The following is an 18,681-nucleotide window of genomic DNA, read 5'->3' on the forward strand; positions in this document are numbered from 1 at the left end:
GTTTGAGAAGTTTTAGTGCTCCTGCGCTAGCCTTCGAACCATGAGTCGAATCATCGCCACATAAACAAGCGCTTCAGCCGTCCTAGTCAGCACCTCATAATCTTTATTAAGACGTCGAGACCACAACAACCATCCAAACGTCCGCTCTACAATCCATCGTTTGGGAATAACCTGAAACCCCGCTAGATTATCTGAGCGTTTGACTACTTCCAAGACATATTGAAAACGGTCCATTACCCACTTCATCAAAGCTTGTCCTTGATAGCCTGCATCAGCCCATATCCGAACTAGACGGGACAAACTCGCACCTTGGCGTTGAGCTTTCCAAAACAGTATTTTGGCCCCTCGTTGGTCAGAGATATTTGCAGCGGTGACCATCACCATCAGAACCAGCCCCAAAGTATCAACGAGCACATGACGTTTACGACCTTTGACCATTTTCCCACCATCAAACCCAATCAAGTGACACCGAGGATTGCCGACTTTGACCGATTGAGCATCGCAGATAGCGGCACTGGGACTGGGATGACGGTCTTCACTCACCCGCACTTGCATGCGTAGATGTTCATTGATTTGACTCCAAGTCCCATCATCGCGCCACCTTCGAAAATAGCTATAGACCGTTGACCAACAGGGAAAATCATGAGGTAGTTGTCTCCACTGACAACCTGTAACCACGAGATAAAAAATGGCATTGAGAACACTGAGCATATCAGTGGTGCGAGGTCTACCTCCAGGTTTAGCAGCAGGAATCAAAGGCTCAAGTAATTCCCATTGCAGGGTGGTGAGGTCGCTATCATATGCTGTAGGCATTGCTCTCTAGGTCCTGTCCAGTGTTTGTGTATTGACAGATTAGTACCTTGAGAGCTTTACTCACTTCTCAAACAACCTCTAAGTTATTGCCGATAGTTTGGGAAAAGTTCGTAACGTCACCACTTCCACTATGGATTACACCAATTGTGTTGGCTTGAATCTCTGTTTTACTAACTTCTTTTTCAGCCATTGCATTAGCCTCTACTTTAATTTGTCTAGTTGCTAATAATTTAGCTATTTCAGTCATATCGGAACTTCGTTCCCTATAAATGCTTATCTCCTTATCTTTAGCTTGTAATTCAGCTTTATATTGATCTTCTATTAATTTGAGTTTATTAAAATATAATTCTTTTACTTTATTCTCTATCTCTTTTTTGCTAGCTTCTTGGGGTATTTCAAGGCGAATAATAAAGGCTTTCCCTTTCTTTTCAATTGATTGAATACTAATTGATTGATCATCATATCTAGTACGGAGTTCTTGGAATGTAAGGAAAAATGCTTTCCAGTCAATTCCATCACGGAAAATGAGTTCAACTGTGTTCAATACTTTTTGAAACAGTGCAGAAAACTCTCCAGACTTAAAATATCCAGAACTAGGGACTCTATTTTTATTCCCACTCTCAAGGTAAATATAATCACATCTCACATCATTAAGATTTGTAGATGTATCAATACTCCAGGCATCTATGCAAGCACCAGACATTGCTGACCCACTAAAATCAGTTTTTATAGCATTAACTTCAGATAAGTTTGCGTTGGTCAGGTCAGCATCTAAGAAGCGAACGTGGCTAAGATCAGACTTATAAAGATTGGCTCCAACTAAACTTACATGTTCTAAATTTAGTTCTTGAAGGTTAGCATCAATGTATTGGTTATTATCCCCATTTCTTTTGGTCAATAAATCAATAATTATATCTTCTTGTAAGCTCGGTTTATCAATTCTACTCAGTTGTAAGTTTTTTGCATTCAACCATTGAATATGATAAAGATTTGCTTGACGAAAGTCTATACATTTTGTATCAACATTCGTGAAATTTGCATTCTTTAAGTTTGGGCTCTCCGGGAATTAGCGTGGTAGCCGCTAGATATAGTGTTTAGGTCACAGCGAATGTCTGATACCCATTGAGGTCAAGAGAAATCCTTTGGAAGAGTCTTTCAATATCGAAAATACCGTAGCATCGTCTTTTTAAGACTTTGACTCGGTTATTAAATCCTTCCACAAAACCACTGGTCCACCCCTCCAGGAAATAGTTGGTCATCTCGTCCATCCAATTATTGATAGTGGTCAGAAAACTATCGAATTCCTTGATGCCACTCTTGAGTACTTGTTTACACCAAGCTCGGATGGCACATTTAGCTCCATGCTTGGTGTACCTGCCCTCAAATATCTGCGTGAGTTTCTCTCGGAGATTGTACGCCTGTTTCAGTTGTGGAGAATAAGCAAACAATCGCTCAAGGAGTTGTTGCTCTGACTCTTTCAGATTCTCTGGTCGTTTTCTAAAAGGCCACATCGCGCCTTTGATGCTGTCATACTCTTGCTTAGAGAGCTCTCGTCGTAGACGTTTGACCTCACGTTTACGAACCGTATCAGCACAATTACGATAGGCTTTGGTCACATGAAAGCGGTCAATGACAATTTTGGCTTGCGGCAATTGTTCTCGGACTGCACTGACAAATCCTTGGTACATGTCCGTACAGACGCGCTCAATGGTTTGGCGTAAATCAATGGGAATCGATTGAAGGAAATTTGCCACTGTCTGCTGTTTACGGTCGGCTAGAACTGCCAATATATCCACCCCATCCGTCGTAGGAATCGTGATCAAAACCACAAAATCACGATGGCCTCGTTTGAGAGAAATCTCATCCATCCCCATAACTTTGAGGTCTGCATATTCGCTCCAGTCAACTTGAGCGGCAATCCAACGATCAATGATTCCACTGACGATATCCTCACTAACGCCTAGTTTTCTGGCAACATCTGAGACCGTTGAATTGATCAAGATTCGCAGAAGCCAACGCTCATATGCTTTTGTATTGGGACTGCGAGGTTCGTGCCATTCTAAATGTTGAGTTGTTGTGGGATGGTCATCGCAATACTTGCATCGATAACGCTTGGGCCGAATTTCTAAGTAAACGGGGACTTCAAATAATGGCAGGTGACGAATCCGAAAAGGCTGATCATGACAATGGAGGTCAGTAATCTCACGTCCGCATTGGTGACAGGTTGTTCCTTGAAGCGTACTCTCAATCTTGATGAGCCAATCCCCTCTCTCAGTCTTCGATAGCTCTAGAACTCGAATATCAGGAAGGTTGAGCGGGATGCGAATTGAGTTATCCATTACGCCATTGCTCTGAAGTACTACCTCAGATCATTCCATAGGGATGAAAAAGGAAACACACTAAATGTAGGACTGCTACACGCTAATTCCCAGAGAGCCTAAGTTTGCCTCCAAAAAACTAGTAGCTTGAAAGGAGGAGATTGAAATAATGGTTCTCACAAGCCATAACTCTTTTGATGGACGAACCACTTGAATTCCAAGATATATCCCAAGTAATAAAAAGTTATACTGCGGACGACTTGTGACTTAACATTGTGGTAGAGAGATTTGGCACACTGGGAGTATCCCCGCACCTATCCTCCACTCCCATGATTAAAATTGATTTCACCGCAGAGGAAATCCAACAACTCAATTACGAACGCTATCATCACCCTCACCCACGGGTGCAGCGACGGATGGAAGTGCTCTACTTGAAGAGTCAAGGTCTTTCCCATACCCAGATCTGCCAGCTTTGTCAGATTAGTCGCCCCACTTTAGCCAAAACTCTTCGTCAGTATCAACAAGGAGGGATTGAAGGGCTGAAGACCCTTGAATATAAAGGTCAACCGAGTCTACTCAACGCTCATAGCGATAGTGTGAGAGCTTACTTTGAGCAACATCCTCCCCGCACCAGTGCAGAAGCTCAAGCGGTCATTGAGCAATTAACAGGCATCAAACGCAGTCCCACCCAAATCAAAGCCTTCCTCAAACGCATCGGTTGTCGTTATCGAAAAGTGGGGTATGTGCCGGGAAAGTCGAGTCTGCCCGAGAAAATTGAGGAGCAAGAGCAGTTTCGACACACTCGCCTTGAACCCTTATTAGAGGAAGCTCAACGCCAAGAGCGTCTTGTCTTTTTTGTGGATGCTGCTCACTTTGTTCACCGTGCTTATCTAGGGTTTGTCTGGTGCATCACTCGGATCTTCATCCCTTCTCCTTCTGGTCGCCAACGTTTCAATGTCCTGGGCGCGCTCGACGCTATCACCAAAGACCTAGTCAGCGTTACCAACCACACCTATATCAATTCTCACAGTATGTGCCTGTTACTGGCCAAGCTGGCGCTACTTGACCCAGTCATACCCATCAGCGTGATTTTAGACAATGCGCGATACCAGAAATGTCAGCTTGTAACGGACTTTGCCGAGATCGTCGATATTGAGCTGGTCTATCTGCCCTCCTATTCACCCCATTTGAATTTGATTGAGCGACTCTGGCGTTTTGTACGCAAGGAATGTCTCTATTCAAAGTATTATGCTGATTTTCCCGCCTTCAAAGGGGCCATTCAACAGTGCATCGACCAGTGTAATGGAGAGCATAAGGCGAAACTCACCACCTTACTATCACTCAAGTTTCAGTCTTTTAAGAAAGTTAATATCTTAGCCGCCTAGAGTATACCCCTCTTTTATCACTTTAGACAGAGAGAAAATCAGGATGCTTGAGCAATTTCCTCACCAGTGGACAGCAAAATGCCTCCATCTTTGATGTGAGTTGCTCAAACCCCTTTTTCAAAGCACGGCTGGGAAAGACTTCTAACCAGCGCTTTAGAAGATTCCAACTGATTAACGGTTGAATGATCAAGCGCACATTATTGAGCAGATTCTTCCACCCGTTTTGGTTATCCCACCAAGGATGCTGCGCAAAGTGTTGATGTGCCACTGGACAAGAGTCATTGAAGACATCAGCGAACAAACTCACCATCAAGAAAGCGCTCATCACTATCTCCCACCACTTTTCAATTTGTTCGTAGTGCGTCATGCGAAAATCAGCCCAACCCAAGGTATCTTTAGACTGTTTGAGACCATACTCAATCCAAGTTCTGAAGCCATAGCAATCCCCAATTTCATCCAGCTTGATCTCGGGTGCCGCTGCCATGACATAAGAGGTTGAGTTCTCTGGTAGCGTTTGGGGGTCCGTGGTTAATAGCCAATAGCGCTTCTGGTGGTGTCGCTGGCCATAAATGATCTCTTGCCTGTAACGAGTTTCAGTGGTGCCATTGCTGAAGGTTCGTTCAAATGACTGCCACGGTTCGGCAAAGACTGCTTGTTCTGCGGGTAACCACACCGCATGATTGCTACGAATCGCTAGGATATAGGGCAGCTTTAACTCCTCTAAGACATTCACAAAGTTTGTTTGAGCTTCCCCATACAAGCTGTCAGCCAGGACGAGCTCAAAGCAAAAGCCCATCCCTTGCAACTGTCGGATCATTCCAGCAGCAATTTGGGGTTTGCTGAGATACTCATCCTCCTCTTTAAGACGTTCTCGGGGTTTGTACACTTCAAAGGACAAAGGCAAAATCATCCCTTGAAACAGCCCGTAGGCAGTGACTGCGACGATGCCATTCTCTTTCTTGCCCACATTGCCGATATACTGCCGTTTCACATAGTCGGTACTCTTGCCTTTTTTGCAATCGCCCGTCTCATCGATCAATAGAATTAACCTGCGCCCATCCAGTATTTTCAAGATGATGTCCAATCTCTTGTCAGACAAATGTGACGCTACCCAAGGTGATTCACTCAGAAAATGATGCAGGCTTTGATGGTTCTCCAAGCCCACTGCTCTTGCAATGGCGGGCAATGATTTACGTTTGATATCACTAATCATCCCCAGATGGAGATGCTTGAAGGCTTCATAACTGCGGACTTGGGGAAATAACTCTGCAAATAGTTGGCAGTACTCATCAACAAAGCCAATGGTTGGTTCTGGACTTCTTGAAGCTGACATCACTCATTAGAAAAATAGAAACTGAGAATAGTCTATTTTTTATCTGTCTAAAGTGATAAAAGAGGGATACTGTGATTATTAAGATTAAGACACCAATAACTGATATAAGAAAGTTACTGAGATAAAAAACTAAGATAATAATAGTTCCTAAAGCAGCAAAAAGTGATCTTTTTCCATAGACAGTGTTAGAAACAGCTATTCCAAAAGTAAAAGCTCCACAAATAGAGACTGCTAGACCAAAGCTAATTGCATTTGCAATTGCAATTGCTATGCAGTATGGGTAAACGGTACTGATCCCAATAATTAATGAAATAACGCTTGAAATAATTAATGAAAAAGCTACAATACCTGCTCCAATTAGCAATCCAATACTGATGCCGTAACCGATCCCTTTTTGGATTGTAGATATTAGTAATGAGATAGTCAGTACTAAAGCATTTACAAAAGCAATCTTTGATGTAAGGTTTGAGGGATCAAATCTTTGGGCTACAAGGTTTCCCACTAATGATGATCCTAGAACTGAGGCACCTGACAACATCCAAGTCGAAATAACGATAAAGATTATCCAGATTTTTTTATGACTAGTGACTGCCGCAGTAAAGTTTGAATTCTCTAAATCAGCCTTTGTGAAATTAGTACTCCTAATGTCAGCATTAGTAAAATTGACTGATTTAAGGATACTTCTAACGAAAGTGGAACCACTTAAATTGGCCTCACTAAAGTTGGCTCCTGATAGTTCTAATCCAGATAATTTAGCGTTACTGAGATCTGGATTAATTTGGTGATTTTTTTTTCGCCATTTATTCCAAGATTCTATTCCTTTTTCAAGTTCGATTAAATGATCTGGATTTGACATTATGTTTTTTTGAAAGAAAATATTTTACTCTGAAGCAACATGATTTATTCATTTCTAAATATTTTACCTTTAGCATTGGTACTACTAACTTCTATCATTAAGCTGAAAATATTTGTTTCTTCCCACAAGTCTAACGACATCATGATTTTTATGTTGAAATAAACGAAAAATTATGTTGAAAGTATGCCTTTCAATGCTTTCATGATATATAACAACTATCTATTGAGTTGATTAGAATGTGCTAAACCAAGAACAAGCTAACGATACATCCCTAACCAGTATCGACTAGAATAAAGCTTCAAATATAACGAAATCTGTGTATGCTCGAGTGAAGAAAATTCGTTAGGGGAAAAGGGAGCTATGAACATTGCAATAGGGGCTGATTGCTATGGCTTTGACCTCAAGGAAGCCATTAAAGTTTATTTACTCTCCCAAAAACATGAGCTTCAAGATGTTGGTATCTCTGCTGGTGACAGTAAAACACCTTATTATGAAACTGCATCATTGGTCGCCAATCTCGTTGGAACCCAGCAAGTGGAACGCGGAGTTCTGATTTGTGGTACGGGCATGGGGATGGCAATAGTAGCCAATAAGTTTCCAGGCGTTTATGCGGCAGTATGTGAGAATACCCACGCTGCCAAGAAGTCTCGCTCCATTAATAACTCTAATGTGCTTACGTTAGGAGGGATGTTCACGACCCCTATACTTGCACAGGATATTCTTGAAACTTGGCTGATGACAGGGTTCACTCAAGACTGGGAACCTGACATTCAAACTTGGTTAGAGCACTCCATGAAGGATATTGCTGAGTTGGAGATAGCTCAGTTCAAGGCACAGTTAAAGTGATGTAGAGCGAGTCTAATGGGCCTAATCGTTGCGTAGACACAGCCGGAAGAAAGGTGTTATCGTGTAGCCTCAAGGCAATCGGCTAACCCATTCTACTTGTGAATTTTATCTGAGTCTGACTGCTAGCGGCATGGTGAAACATTATCCAGGCGATGAATATGCTCACCAACGTCATGAATATCTTGAACTCAGAAAAATAATTCTGGATCTACCCAATTGAGCACTGGATATGCTGTTATACCTGAAATTGCTCAAGAACTAAATCAAATATGAATATTGGATTTTTTAGGTACGACTACTATCTGATAGTTGATTTGGAGGCGACTTGTTGCAATACGTTTTCTATTCCGCATAAAGAAACGGAAACCATTGAAATTGGCGCCGTAATCATAGAGTCAGTAGGGTTAGAGATAATCGATGAATTTACGGTTTTTATTAAACCCATCAGACATCCGAACCTGACAGATTTTTGTACAGAGCTAACGACGATTAAGCAAACAGATCTTGAGGATGCACCTACGTTTCCACAAGCAGTCGGGACCTTCAAGCGTTGGTTTGAACAATACGAAAATTCTGTTTTTTGTTCATGGGGCGACTACGATAAAAATCAACTTGAACGGGAATCAAAGTATCATAAGATTCCCTATCCCATGGGAGGGGAGCACTTCAACCTCAAGAAACAATTCTCTTTGGCATTAAGAACCAAAAAGCACTACGGTATGGCTAGAGCCTTAAAGACGGTTGGTTAGTCCCTAGATGGTACGCATCATCGTGGCATTGATGATGCCAGAAATCTAGCTAAATTAATGCCGTTCATTATTGGGCGCAAGCGCATACCAAAGTTAGGCTCTTGAACCTAAGTTCGAATGAGGTAGCCATTTTCTACCCTTGCTTTGAGGGAGCTACGTACGACTTTGTATTTAGCTCAATCTCATGCAGTAAGAGCTGACAAAAGTTAAAAGTTAGATGTTTACACACTCCATAGGGGAGCGTCGTTAGGATATGCACTAATTTAATATGAATAGAAGATTTTGCCATCTAGTCTAAATAACTCTGTTTTAGGAACCTCTACATAGCTATTGCTCGCTCTAAAGTTACTATCAAGCAATTGAACCCTTTGAGTGCTTTGTTGTCTAAAAGCTTCAATAGAACAAAAATGAGAAGAACTTTGTGCGCTATCAACTAAACCAAGTTGATTATTCAATGATCTAATCCTAACGATAAATTTATTCATTTTTATGTAAAGGGTAATGAGTTTAAATTATTGATTTATAAAATCTTTGGAATTTCTTAGGCCCTAGAGGAGTAAGAGTTCTTTCAAGAGGCTCCCATCATGATGGAAGTTGCATCCTGACTAGAAAGGAAAAGTTGATAATGAAGCAGAAGACGATGGTTATGAATTCTCTCTGGAGTGATATCTGTAAGGAAATCTAAAATATCTGCTCCATTTATGTAGGTGAAATTCATCACTCCACCAAATGACAGCCGATCTTGGTTTTTAAGCAGCTTACACGTCGCAGGTTGATCATTGACCCTTACTCCATTTCGACTTCGTTCACCATCGGAGTTTCCATCAATCAGTTGATATTGCTCTTTGGCATTACTCTGAACGCGGACTAGCTGAGCATGATGTCTGGATACAGTATCTGAGAGCAAACAAATGTCATTATCAGGTTTTCTACCAATAGAGTAAAACCCTGTGCAGAGAAGGACTACATGCTGCTCTTTGGTTTCGGACACCAAGAAATGCTTCGCATACTGCAAGATATCTTCAAATGTTTGACTCATAACTGTTTTGTTCTTTGTAAGTGACCAAAGACTTTGGCTAGGTGAGCTGGTAGATGATTGGGGAGTATGCCATTGATAATCAAAGTTATGGTTCTATCGGAATAGGGGATGCCGCTGAGTTTAGAAATAAACTTCAGGTATTTATTAAAAGTAAGATAGAGTGACTCCTATCAGAGTTAATGGAGAATATTTTCTCTATATCTAATAATAAATTTGAAAATACTCGATACAATCAGTGATATTACTTATTTATTTAACTTAATATAGAATCTTCCTATTGTGTAATTCTCAGATTTAGAAACTAATCGTTTGTATTTCTGAATATCTTCATTTCGATTATCTATAATTAGTAACACCTATATTATTGCATTTATATGCAGTTCTAAAACGAACGAAGTCTCATAGATATAGATCTGTATTAGAGCTTAAAATCGTTACCTTGTAGCTTCTATAGGGATCTCTAGTCATCCAAATATGAGAGTTCTTCGATTGAATTAATAATATTGAAAGTTAGAATATTTTGAATAAGATTCAACTTTATCAATAAAAATCTCGAAGAAATTGTATACCCTTGAATCTAATCCGTATTATTACTGAAAGCTAGGTTATTCAACATGGGTAGGTTAATACTATGAACCCAATATTTCAGAATACATATATAGATGAAAGTTTAATCCTCATCTAAGAAAAATTCTACAGATGAGAATCAAGAGTATTTTGAAATTTCCAATGAATTCATAGAGTCCCCAAAATATTTGAACTAGTTATCAATTATTGACTCTGAGTGTTTGAAATGAGAAATCTACAGTTATTAACCTATTTATTTAAGTGCAGAGAACGTAATTACAACCAAGGCTTTACGCTTTTGGAATTGCTGGTAACAATTGTGATCTTGGCAGTACTTTCAGGAATTGCCTTGCCTTCTGTTCTAAATCAAACGCTTAAAGCAAGACAAGCAACTGCTCATAACTACATTGGCTCAGTCAATCGAGCACAGCAAGTATATCGTCTTGAGCGAGCAGCCTTTGCTAACTCTATGGCTCAATTGAGTATTGATCTACCTATGACGACCAATGAATACGCCTATTCATTTGGCGCAGCAAACTCTACTGTTGCTGAGTTTAGAGCTACGCCTCAAGATAATTCCCTGAGTGCTTTTACTGGGTGTACCCGTGCCAATATCGTAGTAGGAACATTAGCTACAACAGATTTTACGATTGTCGAGCAGTCAGCACCGGGAGGAGGTATTCCTGCTGCTCCTCCCAGTTGTTAGCACGGTTGTAGCTGATATGCAGTCAGTGTGAATGACCGATCTGAAAACTTCTTAAACGGTATGATGCTCCTGCAACCACTCCACCAGATCAGCAGTTTCCGTAAAGTCAAGCAATGCTTCACCCAATGCCTCAATCTGATCGAGGGACAGCGATTGGATCTGCGATCGTATCTGCGATCGCATCTCAGGAGAAACGTCACCAATACGTCGGGTGAGCTGTCGGAGGATGAGAGATTGCCCCTCTTCCAGCATGGCTTCCAGGTAAACCTTCGTTCTTGGCATTCGCGTTATCCAATTCTGAATAAATATCTTGCTTCATCCTCCTGTAATTCAAGCCTCATCAGTACTTAACTCAAGGCTGGAGTAGATATCAGGGGCCAAGCCTAGAAGTTCTAAGATTCTCTGTTGCAGTGAAGTTAACGGAGAGACATGCCCATATTCTTCGTCTTTTACGCCAAGGATGGTCAGAGATATGTCCTTAAACGCCCTTAGAATTCTTTCCGTAGTGGGTCGGGTAGTGGCGCGTTTTGGATTCCCCGGGAAGAGTCCAAACAATTTCTCCTTGTGTTGCTTTAATCGACGTTGAACAACGAATTCAATTAACGTCAAGATCCGCAGTCCCAGACTCAGTAAATGCATCAATCCTTTGGCGTGGTCATCCCTTTGCACGAAGAGTGGAGACGCCCCGAGGGGATTACCTTTCAAGCGAGAGAATCCACTTTCTTGAATCCAAGCGTCCCGAACAGTCAAGACAGCTTCCTCAAATGACAACTCTTCAAGGGGAGCATTCGTGACGTAAACCCGCCAGCCAAAGCGTTGTTGTGTTGTCTCAACTGCGGCTTCTATGAGTGTAACTTGGGTGATTTGGTAGCGCTCTTTCTGTTGCTTTATCGCTGGGTGATACTCATAGCTATATTCAATCAATCCCTCAACGCGATGGGCTTTAAGGATGGCGTTAGCCTTCTGCTGAAGCTCTGAGAGGCTGCGAACTTGTCGCTTACCGCGTCCAACGGCAGGTGTCAGTGCGTTTAACTTTTGGGTTGCTCGTTTAAGTCGCTGCTCCAGACCCCGCTGTTGCTGTTGGGCATGAGCAGGAGAATGGACTAAAAATACTCGTTCGGTCCACTCTACTGTGTTGCCATCCGCTTGATGATGCTCCTGCTTTCTGGAAAACTCATATCCCGTGGCAATTTCCTGGGGGTGTCCTTTCTCATCAAGACGATGAACTCTCAATAGAGGCGACCCGCTGGCAACTGCATTGATGAGTCCTTGTTCGAGTAACTCTGGCACTGAGATTGTGCGTCAACAAAGTGTGGGATAAGAAGCTAAGTCTCGCCATTGCCAAGGATGCTCCGTCAGCCCAGCACGTTGTGCAGCCGTATTCTTGAATCGAGAGTGGCACCATATCCAGTTGAAATAAGTCAGCACCAGTCTTAAGGTCACTGCACTCTGTTGCCAGACTTTGCCAAATTTGTTCTGTCGTCGATGCCATCGCCCAGTCTGTTGACGCACTATTGGGCATCCACGAAACGGGCAAGACGATAGCGCACTCCAGATCGGCAAAGTCGCTCTCGCAAAGCCGTGCCTTTGCTCCGCTCCCTGCCTTTATTTGGGGATGCTGCATTATTGGAATTTTTGAGATGGGTGTGAGTTTTGGAGTTGGTATCAGGGATGCGATCTCCCTCATTAGTAAGTCCTTGACTCTTTCAGGATGCACTTAACAGGTAACCTAAACCTAGCCCTAAACCAGCAGAAGCATACAGGAAAAAACCTCGGATAAAATAATTTAGTGTACTTTCTAAGTATTCTGCAGCGAGGTTTAAGGTCATCCAAAAACATAAAACCATAAACCATCCAATAAAAGGGTTAAAACCAATCGAACTAGCTGTATGAATCGCAAGCATCGTCAGAAAACTACCGAAACAAAATAAACCCACTCTTAACTTTTTCAACCAAGCGACATCACTTAAAGCTGACTTTTCACGGTAAATTCTAGAGCGCTTTCCCCATTGCGATTGTAGGGAATTGTTCTCCATTCAGCTACGATGACCAAATCCTGAGTTTGGAGATGATTAGGATGCAGACATGGTGGAAGAAGAATTTTGCTGAGTGTCAATTCAACGATGACCGAAGGTCGGTCGTAGACCATCAGCGCTTGACCCATCGAGCTCTCAAAATTGGTCAAGCGATTAGTGCAAACTTCGGCCAAGCCCTGTTGAGCATTTTCAAGACTGCAACAGATCTCAAACGCTCTTATGAGTTTTCGCTAATGTGAAAACCAACTTCTCTCAAATCATTACTCCTCATTGCCATGCAACTGCCCATGCCATCACCGAGGAAGAGATTACCTTGTGCGTGGGTGATACGAGCTTTTTAGACTACGGAGGCATCAAGAAGAAGCGTCAAGGCTATGGTCCTCAAGGCAATGGGGGGAATGGCTTATTGCTCCACAGTGCCTTAGCTGTTGACCCCGAGCAAGGCCAACCATTGGGGTTGCTATGGCAAAAGGTATGGAATCGTCAGCATCGACCCCAGCCTCCGAAAAAGGAAACCCCTCGACAAAAGAAGAAGCGTCAGGCAAAGGCGCGACAAACTTCTCGGAACCGACCCTTTGAACAAAAGGCATCCTATCGGTGGGTCGAAGCGATGCAAGCCGTAGAAAAGATAGTGAGTCCTTCTACTCGTTCCATTCATGTGTTTGACCGAGAAGGAGATATTGCCGAAGTGTTTGAGCGGCTCAATCACCTCAACAACACAGGGGTTGTGGTTAGAGCCTCACATAATCGTCGGCTTGAGCAAGACCCCAATCGACTGTGGAAAAAACTGGAAGCCCAAAGTATTCAATTCGAGTATGAAATTGACTTACCCAAAACGAAAGACCGGAGTGCACGTATAGCCAAGCTAGTGGTGCGCTGTTGTCTCGTCCAACTGCAGCGACCTACCCGTCTAGCTGATAGTCATCCCCTCCAGGTATACGCCGTCTATGCCACAGAAGTAGATCCCCCAGAGGATGAAGACCCAGTGTCATGGATGTTGCTCACGAGTGAAGCAGTCACCACTATGGAAATGGCTCAGACCATTTTGCGCTGGTACACGTACAGGTGGAGAGTGGAGGAATATCACAAAATTCTCAAATCGGGGACTCAGGTGGAGCGGTATCGTTTGGCTGCTGAGGGGATGAAAACCTTATTAGGATTCCTGTGTGTCACTGCTGTAGAACTGTTACGCTGGACCTACTTAGAACGCACATCCCCTCAACGGCCTGCTCAAGATGTCGTCACACCTTTACAGATTAAAGTTCTCAGAGCGAAGACATCGAAGGTTCCCAAAAACCTCACGGTTGCATGGGCAGTGAAAGCAGTTGCACGACTTGGAGGATATCTGGAGCATCGTCGCAACACACCGATGGGGATTCAAGTGCTTTGGAAAGGATGGGCTAAGTTAAATCTCCTAGTCGAGGGCTGGCAGTTAGCGACCCAGGAGACTTAGCGGGAAAAGTCAGCACTTAAAGTTGGTAGTGAAATACACCCAACCAATGCAGCAATTCCTGTTAACTCCACTATTCCAAACGGCTTTGTTGCATGAATCGCGTAAAGGCTAGATGAATTGCCTCTCCTCGTTATTCTTAAGCTTCAACCCAAACAGTCTCGGGTTTGGCGATCTGAATCATTCGATTGAGTGCCGCACACTGCAGGAGTAACTCTGTGGCTTGATTATCAAAGTTACGGGAACGTACCTGACCCCCAAAGATAGTTTTGAAGCGAAACATCGTCGTTTCAGCTAGAGACCGCCGATGATAGTGGGCTTGTTTTTTCCACCTCTTTCGTCCCTGTTTTCGGATGGCTCTGAGATTTTGATCTCGTGGATGGGGTGGAGCATTGCAGTTTCCATGTTGCCAAATTTTGGCATTCTTCCTTGGGGGAATTGCAGCTGTGGCATTGCGCTCCATGAGGGCATCATAGCAATGACTTTGGTCATAGGCTCCGTCAGCAGAGACCTGTTCAATCTCATCGTCGATGCCTTCAAGGAGATCTTCAAACACTTCACCATCCTGAACGTCATTGGTTGTCACGACACCCGTGAGAATTTCTCCAGTGGACTCATCAACACTCAAGTGAAGTTTACGCCACGTCCGACGTTTGCTCACACCATGTTGCCTGGTTTTCCACTCTCCTTCACCATAGACTTTGACCCCTGTGCTATCGATAACGACGTGAATGGCACCTTGCTTAGGTATAACGGGCAATGAAATCGATAGCTGACCTTTCCGCCGAGAGACGGTGCTGTGGTCACAAACGGGAAGCTCAATTCCCATCAACTCAAACAATGAATTTAGAAATCCTTCGGTTTGACGCCCTGCTAAACCATAGATACATTTGACGGTCTCGAAGGTGGAGATTGCTGTATCGCTATAGGTCAGAGAGGCTCCCCGCTTTTGTCTCGGTGTGGTTTCTAGCCAATGAACGATAGCTGATTGTTCGAGCCAGAAGGTCACACTTCCCCGCTGTTTGAGACCAGCGTTATACTCGGACCAGTTGCGGATTTGGTAACTCATGGGCTAGCGGTTTTTGGTGGTACATAAACTCTAGCCCGCGCCTAATCCGCAGCACCTATTCATGCAACAACGCCATTCCAAAACCATAAAGGTGCCAGGTGATAGCCTAATACCATGCCACCAATGGAGTTAACCAATAGCCATACAATGATGCTGCTCATAGTTGATAATTTGAATCTTTAAGACTACTAAAGCAGCCCCTCATTCTCTGCCCCGATCCGAGCCTGCTTTCTTAGCCATGCGGTTCGCTCCCCTTTGCCTGGATACCTTTGAGGTAATGCATCATAGACGCTCATCTCTAAGCGCACGCCTATCGTTTTGGAAAATTCTTCTTCAGTATTGTCCTCTCTGGGAATGGGTTTGATATAATGGCACTGTTCAGTTAAGAAGTGAGGCATTTAAAAGCTCTGACTGCCAACACTTCGCCAATCTTAACGGGCCTTTGGATAAATCCCATCACCATTGCTGGGGTTCGCTGGTATCCATGGCTGTAGTGAGCACGACACCAATTGTGAATCAATCGCTGCACATTCAGCGCTCTTTGTAATCCCTCAACGGTTTTGGCATAGTGATTCTGGCGTCTACGATAACCGCTAGCCCGTCGTCTTAAAGAACTGTGGAGGGCTTCAAGATGATTGGCATGGACATCGCTCTTGGGGCTAATGGCCGTATAAGGATGCTCTCGATTAACCCACATTACCCGAGGTTTTCCTTGAGATCCTTTGATCTTCATTGCCACCTCTAAACCCGCTCGCCATACTTTGCGGAAAGGATAGGCCTGAGTCGTGGTACTCCTAGGCAAGTAGGCACTCGCTAGCTTCCATAATACCTTGGAGTATCGACGTTCTCCACCTGTGAACCAACGAATCGATGAACTGGGTTTAGCCCAATCCCAAGCAGCTTTGACACTTTTCTCAAATAATGATTCATCCTTAAGACCCGCGCGAGCCTCGAACCAATAGCGACTCTCACGGTCGATGAAATGAATAGTCCAACCTTCACTGAGCCAGGGGGGGAAGATTGTTACCCACGCGGGTGTACACTTCATCTCCTTCAATTGTGACCTCAGCTTCTTTTGGAGAAGGAGGAGAGAAATTTGATAATTGTGCGGATAAACGCTTCTCCCAAAGGAGAATACTGGTGGGAGATTTCCCAAGTACTCTCCCTGCGGCTCTAATCCCTAGACCTTCAGTGCGGGCATTGATGGCCATTGATATCGTCTCTACTGGCGTTCTCAATCTCGCCATCGGCGTCCCACTACGCTCGTTGAAGCGACGACCACAGTCTTTGCACAGAAAGTACTGAACCACTTGAGCTGTTTTCAGCGTCTTAGTTCCATTCTTAACAACATTCTCGCTTTGACAATGGATACATTGCATTGCTCTGAAACTGATACTGCAGAATCATCCTAGCAGTCACTTCTTAAATGAACAGTGCCTGAGATAATTTTATCAGTCAGCCCAGGCTATAAGTTGTGCAACCCCAGTGTTCCATTTTCGGTATTCGGGGACCACACCATCCTCGTTTTTTTAATTCTCTAGCAATAAACAGATTGGTGATGCCATGGCCAACTAAAACAACAGAGCTAGCTTCATAAGATTGCTGTTCTAATAATTCGGCAGCTTTTTTCACTCGTTTTTTGATGTGGGCTTGAGATTGAGCATGTGATGAGCAACCCAAACTCAATAGCAACCTATCCAGAAAAAGCCAGATATGGAAGGGTAAACGAATATTGATGGGACACTCAAGCCAAAAATCTACTTCACGAAAAATGGGATCACTGACAGGAGGAATGGTAGATTCAAGGATTTGGGCAGAGTGCATCGAACGAGGAATATCGCTTGTGAACACTAGTTTTGCTGATTGAACGAGTACTTGAACATCACCTGTAGGAAAGGAGTCACTGGCAATCTTAGCTGATTGAATTCGATTAATGACCTGTGGTAACTCGTGACCACCTATCCACCCTTGTGGAGTGATGGTAGGTTTCCCATGTCTTATCAAGGATATGGTTCTGCTCATATCTCAGATGTCTATTGTTCATCACTAAAGATAGGCTAGCTCACAATGGAAGATGCCAAATTTAGTTAAATTACCTCCGGCAGAGCTGGAGGCTTATTATGATTAACCCCTCAAAGGGGCTGGGGAATAGCCCCAAGGGGCAACTCTTTAGCATCAACCTAACGGTAGGCTTAGCTGCTCCAGGCGGGCATCCTCTAACTCCTGATTGCGAATATATGCTCGAACCATCCCTTCATACAAATCCACTGTCGATACATAGTAACCTCACGCCCAAAAGCTCTCTCCTGAATAATTTCGTCGCTTTCCCATAAATTGACGGGCAATCGCTATGGCACTCTTGCCTTTCATAAAACCCACTACACCTGAGACTGCATGCTTTGGTGGAATACTCATACACATATGAACATGGTCTGGCAGCAAATGACCTTCTAATATTTCAACATCACGTTGTTCTGCCAAGTCTCGAAATAAAACTCCTAAACGGATACGAAGACTACCATATATGACTCTCCGACGACGCTTAGGAATGAATACAATATGATGCAATCCCATGTCGTATGATTTAGCTTCTTAGGTGACATTTCTTTCTCCTTGCGAGAAAACTGCAAGGAGAATTTTCTACCGTTGCACCCGGTCAAACCTACGAGAGTCTCCCCGGCAGAGCCGGGGGCTTACCAATATTTAGTTACACACAGCTCTCCTAGCGTTAGGATGCCCCGCATTTGTGTAGATTGCCCTATTATTTCCCAAAGTCCATATACAGGATAAAGATCCACTTGTTGCCGATGGCTCATTATTATGGGCATCACAGTTTGAGAATTTTTTTGCTAGGTCCTTCCTGGTTGATGGCACTTTTTTAGGTGCTCTGTGTTTTTCAACACAGTTACTGCATTGGGGTGTGAGCAATAATGAATATAATGCAAATATATTCATTATTCACTTAACGTTTACCTTATGCCTGACCTCAAAGAAGTCCCTCAACAGGGAACGAAACGCTATCTACCAGCCCCGCCAGGACCACCAGGGTATCTGCTCTTTAAGCTTCCCTCCTTACAAAAAACGCCCATTGAATACCTGGGCGCACTCCATCGAGAGTATGGGGATTTAGTCCGATTGCCGATCATGCCGGGTTTGAAGCTGTACTCAGCCATTCATCCCGACCATGTAGAGCATATTTTATCCACACACCCAAACCGATATGGCAAGCCTGATTTTTTCCTAAAACCGATGGGATTAGTTCAGGGGCAGGGGTTATTTACCAGCGAAGGTGACTTATGGCAGAAACATCGACGGTTGATGCAGCCTGCTTTCCAGCAGAAAAAGCTGGTTTATATCCATACGGTGATGCTCCAATGCGTTCAGTCCCTGATCCAGGAATGGGAGGAGAAGCCAGAGGGAGCAGTCATTGATATCGCGGCTGAAATGACCCGCCTGACGCTCCAGATCGTTAGTCTAGCCCTATTTAGCGTCGATATCAGTCAAGACATCTGAT

18 protein-coding genes and 5 pseudogenes are annotated in these 18,681 nt (G+C 43.6%); 7 read left to right on the forward strand and 16 right to left on the reverse strand.

Going from position 1 to position 18,681, the window contains the following annotated elements:
- Positions 1–12 precede the first annotated feature (12 nt).
- From AM1_RS28180 to AM1_RS28190, 4 genes and pseudogenes are all read right to left on the reverse strand, one after another.
- Positions 13–813 (reverse strand): IS5 family transposase, encoded by an 801-nt coding sequence (locus tag AM1_RS28180; RefSeq protein WP_012161398.1) that lies wholly within the window; start codon positions 811–813, stop codon positions 13–15.
- A 67-nt stretch (positions 814–880) separates the two neighbouring features.
- On the reverse strand, positions 881–1,783 hold the full coding sequence (locus AM1_RS28185) for a pentapeptide repeat-containing protein (protein WP_012166373.1): 903 nt from the start codon (positions 1,781–1,783) through the stop codon (positions 881–883).
- Between the two features lie 18 nt (positions 1,784–1,801).
- Positions 1,802–1,858: pseudogene (locus tag AM1_RS44510) on the reverse strand (hypothetical protein); the annotation flags it as partial.
- 49 nt (positions 1,859–1,907) lie between these two features.
- Positions 1,908–3,152 carry an ISL3-like element ISAcma10 family transposase gene (locus AM1_RS28190; protein WP_012166374.1) on the reverse strand — a complete coding sequence of 415 codons (1,245 nt, stop codon included), beginning with the start codon at positions 3,150–3,152 and terminating at the stop codon, positions 1,908–1,910.
- A gap of 308 nt (positions 3,153–3,460) precedes the next feature.
- Between AM1_RS28190 and AM1_RS28195 the strand changes: the two genes are divergently transcribed.
- A complete protein-coding gene (locus AM1_RS28195; protein WP_041658446.1) occupies positions 3,461–4,516 on the forward strand; it encodes an IS630-like element ISAcma14 family transposase in 1,056 nt (351 codons plus the stop codon).
- A 22-nt stretch (positions 4,517–4,538) separates the two neighbouring features.
- Here AM1_RS28195 and AM1_RS28200 read toward each other — a convergent pair whose 3' ends face one another.
- Together AM1_RS28200 and AM1_RS28205 are read right to left on the reverse strand one after the other, a co-directional pair.
- Positions 4,539–5,849, reverse strand: a complete 1,311-nt coding sequence (locus AM1_RS28200) for an IS701-like element ISAcma8 family transposase (protein ID WP_012160919.1) — start codon at positions 5,847–5,849, stop codon at positions 4,539–4,541.
- Complete coding sequence (locus AM1_RS28205; protein ID WP_012166376.1) at positions 5,806–6,705, reverse strand: pentapeptide repeat-containing protein; 900 nt, start codon at positions 6,703–6,705, stop codon at positions 5,806–5,808. Before AM1_RS28205 ends, AM1_RS28200 begins: the two co-directional genes overlap by 44 nt.
- A gap of 360 nt (positions 6,706–7,065) precedes the next feature.
- Here AM1_RS28205 and AM1_RS28210 point away from each other — a divergent pair, with 360 nt between their 5' ends.
- Both AM1_RS28210 and AM1_RS28215 read left to right on the forward strand, forming a co-directional pair.
- Entirely contained in the window at positions 7,066–7,551 is a 486-nt protein-coding gene (locus AM1_RS28210) for an RpiB/LacA/LacB family sugar-phosphate isomerase (protein ID WP_012166377.1), read from the forward strand.
- A gap of 269 nt (positions 7,552–7,820) precedes the next feature.
- Entirely contained in the window at positions 7,821–8,300 is a 480-nt protein-coding gene (locus AM1_RS28215; RefSeq protein WP_012166378.1) for a 3'-5' exonuclease, read from the forward strand.
- A 568-nt stretch (positions 8,301–8,868) separates the two neighbouring features.
- On the opposite strand, the gene AM1_RS28220 is transcribed toward AM1_RS28215, so the two are convergent.
- The gene (locus AM1_RS28220) at positions 8,869–9,339 is read right to left on the reverse strand and encodes an FHA domain-containing protein (protein ID WP_012166379.1); all 471 of its coding nucleotides are present in this window, start codon (positions 9,337–9,339) and stop codon (positions 8,869–8,871) included.
- A 793-nt stretch (positions 9,340–10,132) separates the two neighbouring features.
- Between AM1_RS28220 and AM1_RS28225 the strand changes: the two genes are divergently transcribed.
- Positions 10,133–10,612, forward strand: a complete 480-nt coding sequence (locus AM1_RS28225; protein ID WP_012166380.1) for a type IV pilin protein — start codon at positions 10,133–10,135, stop codon at positions 10,610–10,612.
- 51 nt (positions 10,613–10,663) lie between these two features.
- On the opposite strand, the pseudogene AM1_RS28230 reads toward AM1_RS28225, so the two are convergent.
- The 4 genes and pseudogenes from AM1_RS28230 to AM1_RS28240 form a co-directional block, all read right to left on the reverse strand.
- Positions 10,664–10,870, reverse strand: a pseudogene (locus AM1_RS28230) (DUF4351 domain-containing protein); the annotation flags it as partial.
- A 72-nt stretch (positions 10,871–10,942) separates the two neighbouring features.
- Positions 10,943–11,914, reverse strand: a pseudogene (locus AM1_RS40075) (IS1634 family transposase); the annotation flags it as partial.
- Positions 11,915–12,127, reverse strand: a pseudogene (locus AM1_RS38970) (IS1 family transposase); the annotation flags it as partial.
- A gap of 191 nt (positions 12,128–12,318) precedes the next feature.
- The gene (locus AM1_RS28240) at positions 12,319–12,648 is read right to left on the reverse strand and encodes a hypothetical protein (protein ID WP_187152912.1); all 330 of its coding nucleotides are present in this window, start codon (positions 12,646–12,648) and stop codon (positions 12,319–12,321) included.
- A 41-nt stretch (positions 12,649–12,689) separates the two neighbouring features.
- On the opposite strand from AM1_RS28240, the gene AM1_RS28245 reads away from it, so the two are divergent.
- Both AM1_RS28245 and AM1_RS28250 read left to right on the forward strand, forming a co-directional pair.
- On the forward strand, positions 12,690–12,887 hold the full coding sequence (locus AM1_RS28245; protein ID WP_012161283.1) for an IS4/Tn5 family transposase DNA-binding protein: 198 nt from the start codon (positions 12,690–12,692) through the stop codon (positions 12,885–12,887).
- Positions 12,884–14,101: an IS4 family transposase gene (locus AM1_RS28250; RefSeq protein ID WP_012164215.1), complete on the forward strand. Its 1,218-nt coding sequence runs from the start codon at positions 12,884–12,886 to the stop codon at positions 14,099–14,101. The genes AM1_RS28245 and AM1_RS28250 overlap by 4 nt, the downstream gene beginning before the upstream one ends.
- A gap of 136 nt (positions 14,102–14,237) precedes the next feature.
- On the opposite strand, the gene AM1_RS28255 is transcribed toward AM1_RS28250, so the two are convergent.
- The 5 genes and pseudogenes from AM1_RS28255 to tnpA all read right to left on the reverse strand — a co-directional run bounded on the left by AM1_RS28255 (position 14,238) and on the right by tnpA (position 17,770).
- Complete coding sequence (locus AM1_RS28255; protein ID WP_012161013.1) at positions 14,238–15,167, reverse strand: IS5-like element ISAcma6 family transposase; 930 nt, start codon at positions 15,165–15,167, stop codon at positions 14,238–14,240.
- Between the two features lie 188 nt (positions 15,168–15,355).
- Positions 15,356–15,565, reverse strand: coding sequence for a hypothetical protein (locus tag AM1_RS28260; protein ID WP_012166385.1), 210 nt, complete (start codon positions 15,563–15,565; stop codon positions 15,356–15,358).
- A protein-coding gene (locus AM1_RS28265) for an IS1-like element ISAcma40 family transposase (protein ID WP_076611790.1) occupies positions 15,550–16,546 on the reverse strand; the annotation gives its coding sequence in 2 pieces (ribosomal slippage) (positions 15,550–16,182 and positions 16,184–16,546; 996 coding nt in all). The genes AM1_RS28260 and AM1_RS28265 overlap by 16 nt, the downstream gene beginning before the upstream one ends.
- Positions 16,547–16,622: 76 nt before the next feature.
- A complete protein-coding gene (locus tag AM1_RS28275) occupies positions 16,623–17,189 on the reverse strand; it encodes a histidine phosphatase family protein (protein WP_049783805.1) in 567 nt (188 codons plus the stop codon).
- A gap of 153 nt (positions 17,190–17,342) precedes the next feature.
- A pseudogene (tnpA, locus tag AM1_RS28280) lies at positions 17,343–17,770 on the reverse strand (IS200/IS605 family transposase).
- A gap of 373 nt (positions 17,771–18,143) precedes the next feature.
- Between tnpA and AM1_RS44045 the strand changes: the two are divergent.
- The gene (locus AM1_RS44045; RefSeq protein ID WP_202947637.1) at positions 18,144–18,680 is read left to right on the forward strand and encodes a cytochrome P450; all 537 of its coding nucleotides are present in this window, start codon (positions 18,144–18,146) and stop codon (positions 18,678–18,680) included.
- Position 18,681: the final 1 nt, after the last annotated feature.

Source organism: Acaryochloris marina MBIC11017 (assembly GCF_000018105.1).
GTDB classification, from domain to species: Bacteria; Cyanobacteriota; Cyanobacteriia; order Thermosynechococcales; family Thermosynechococcaceae; genus Acaryochloris; species Acaryochloris marina.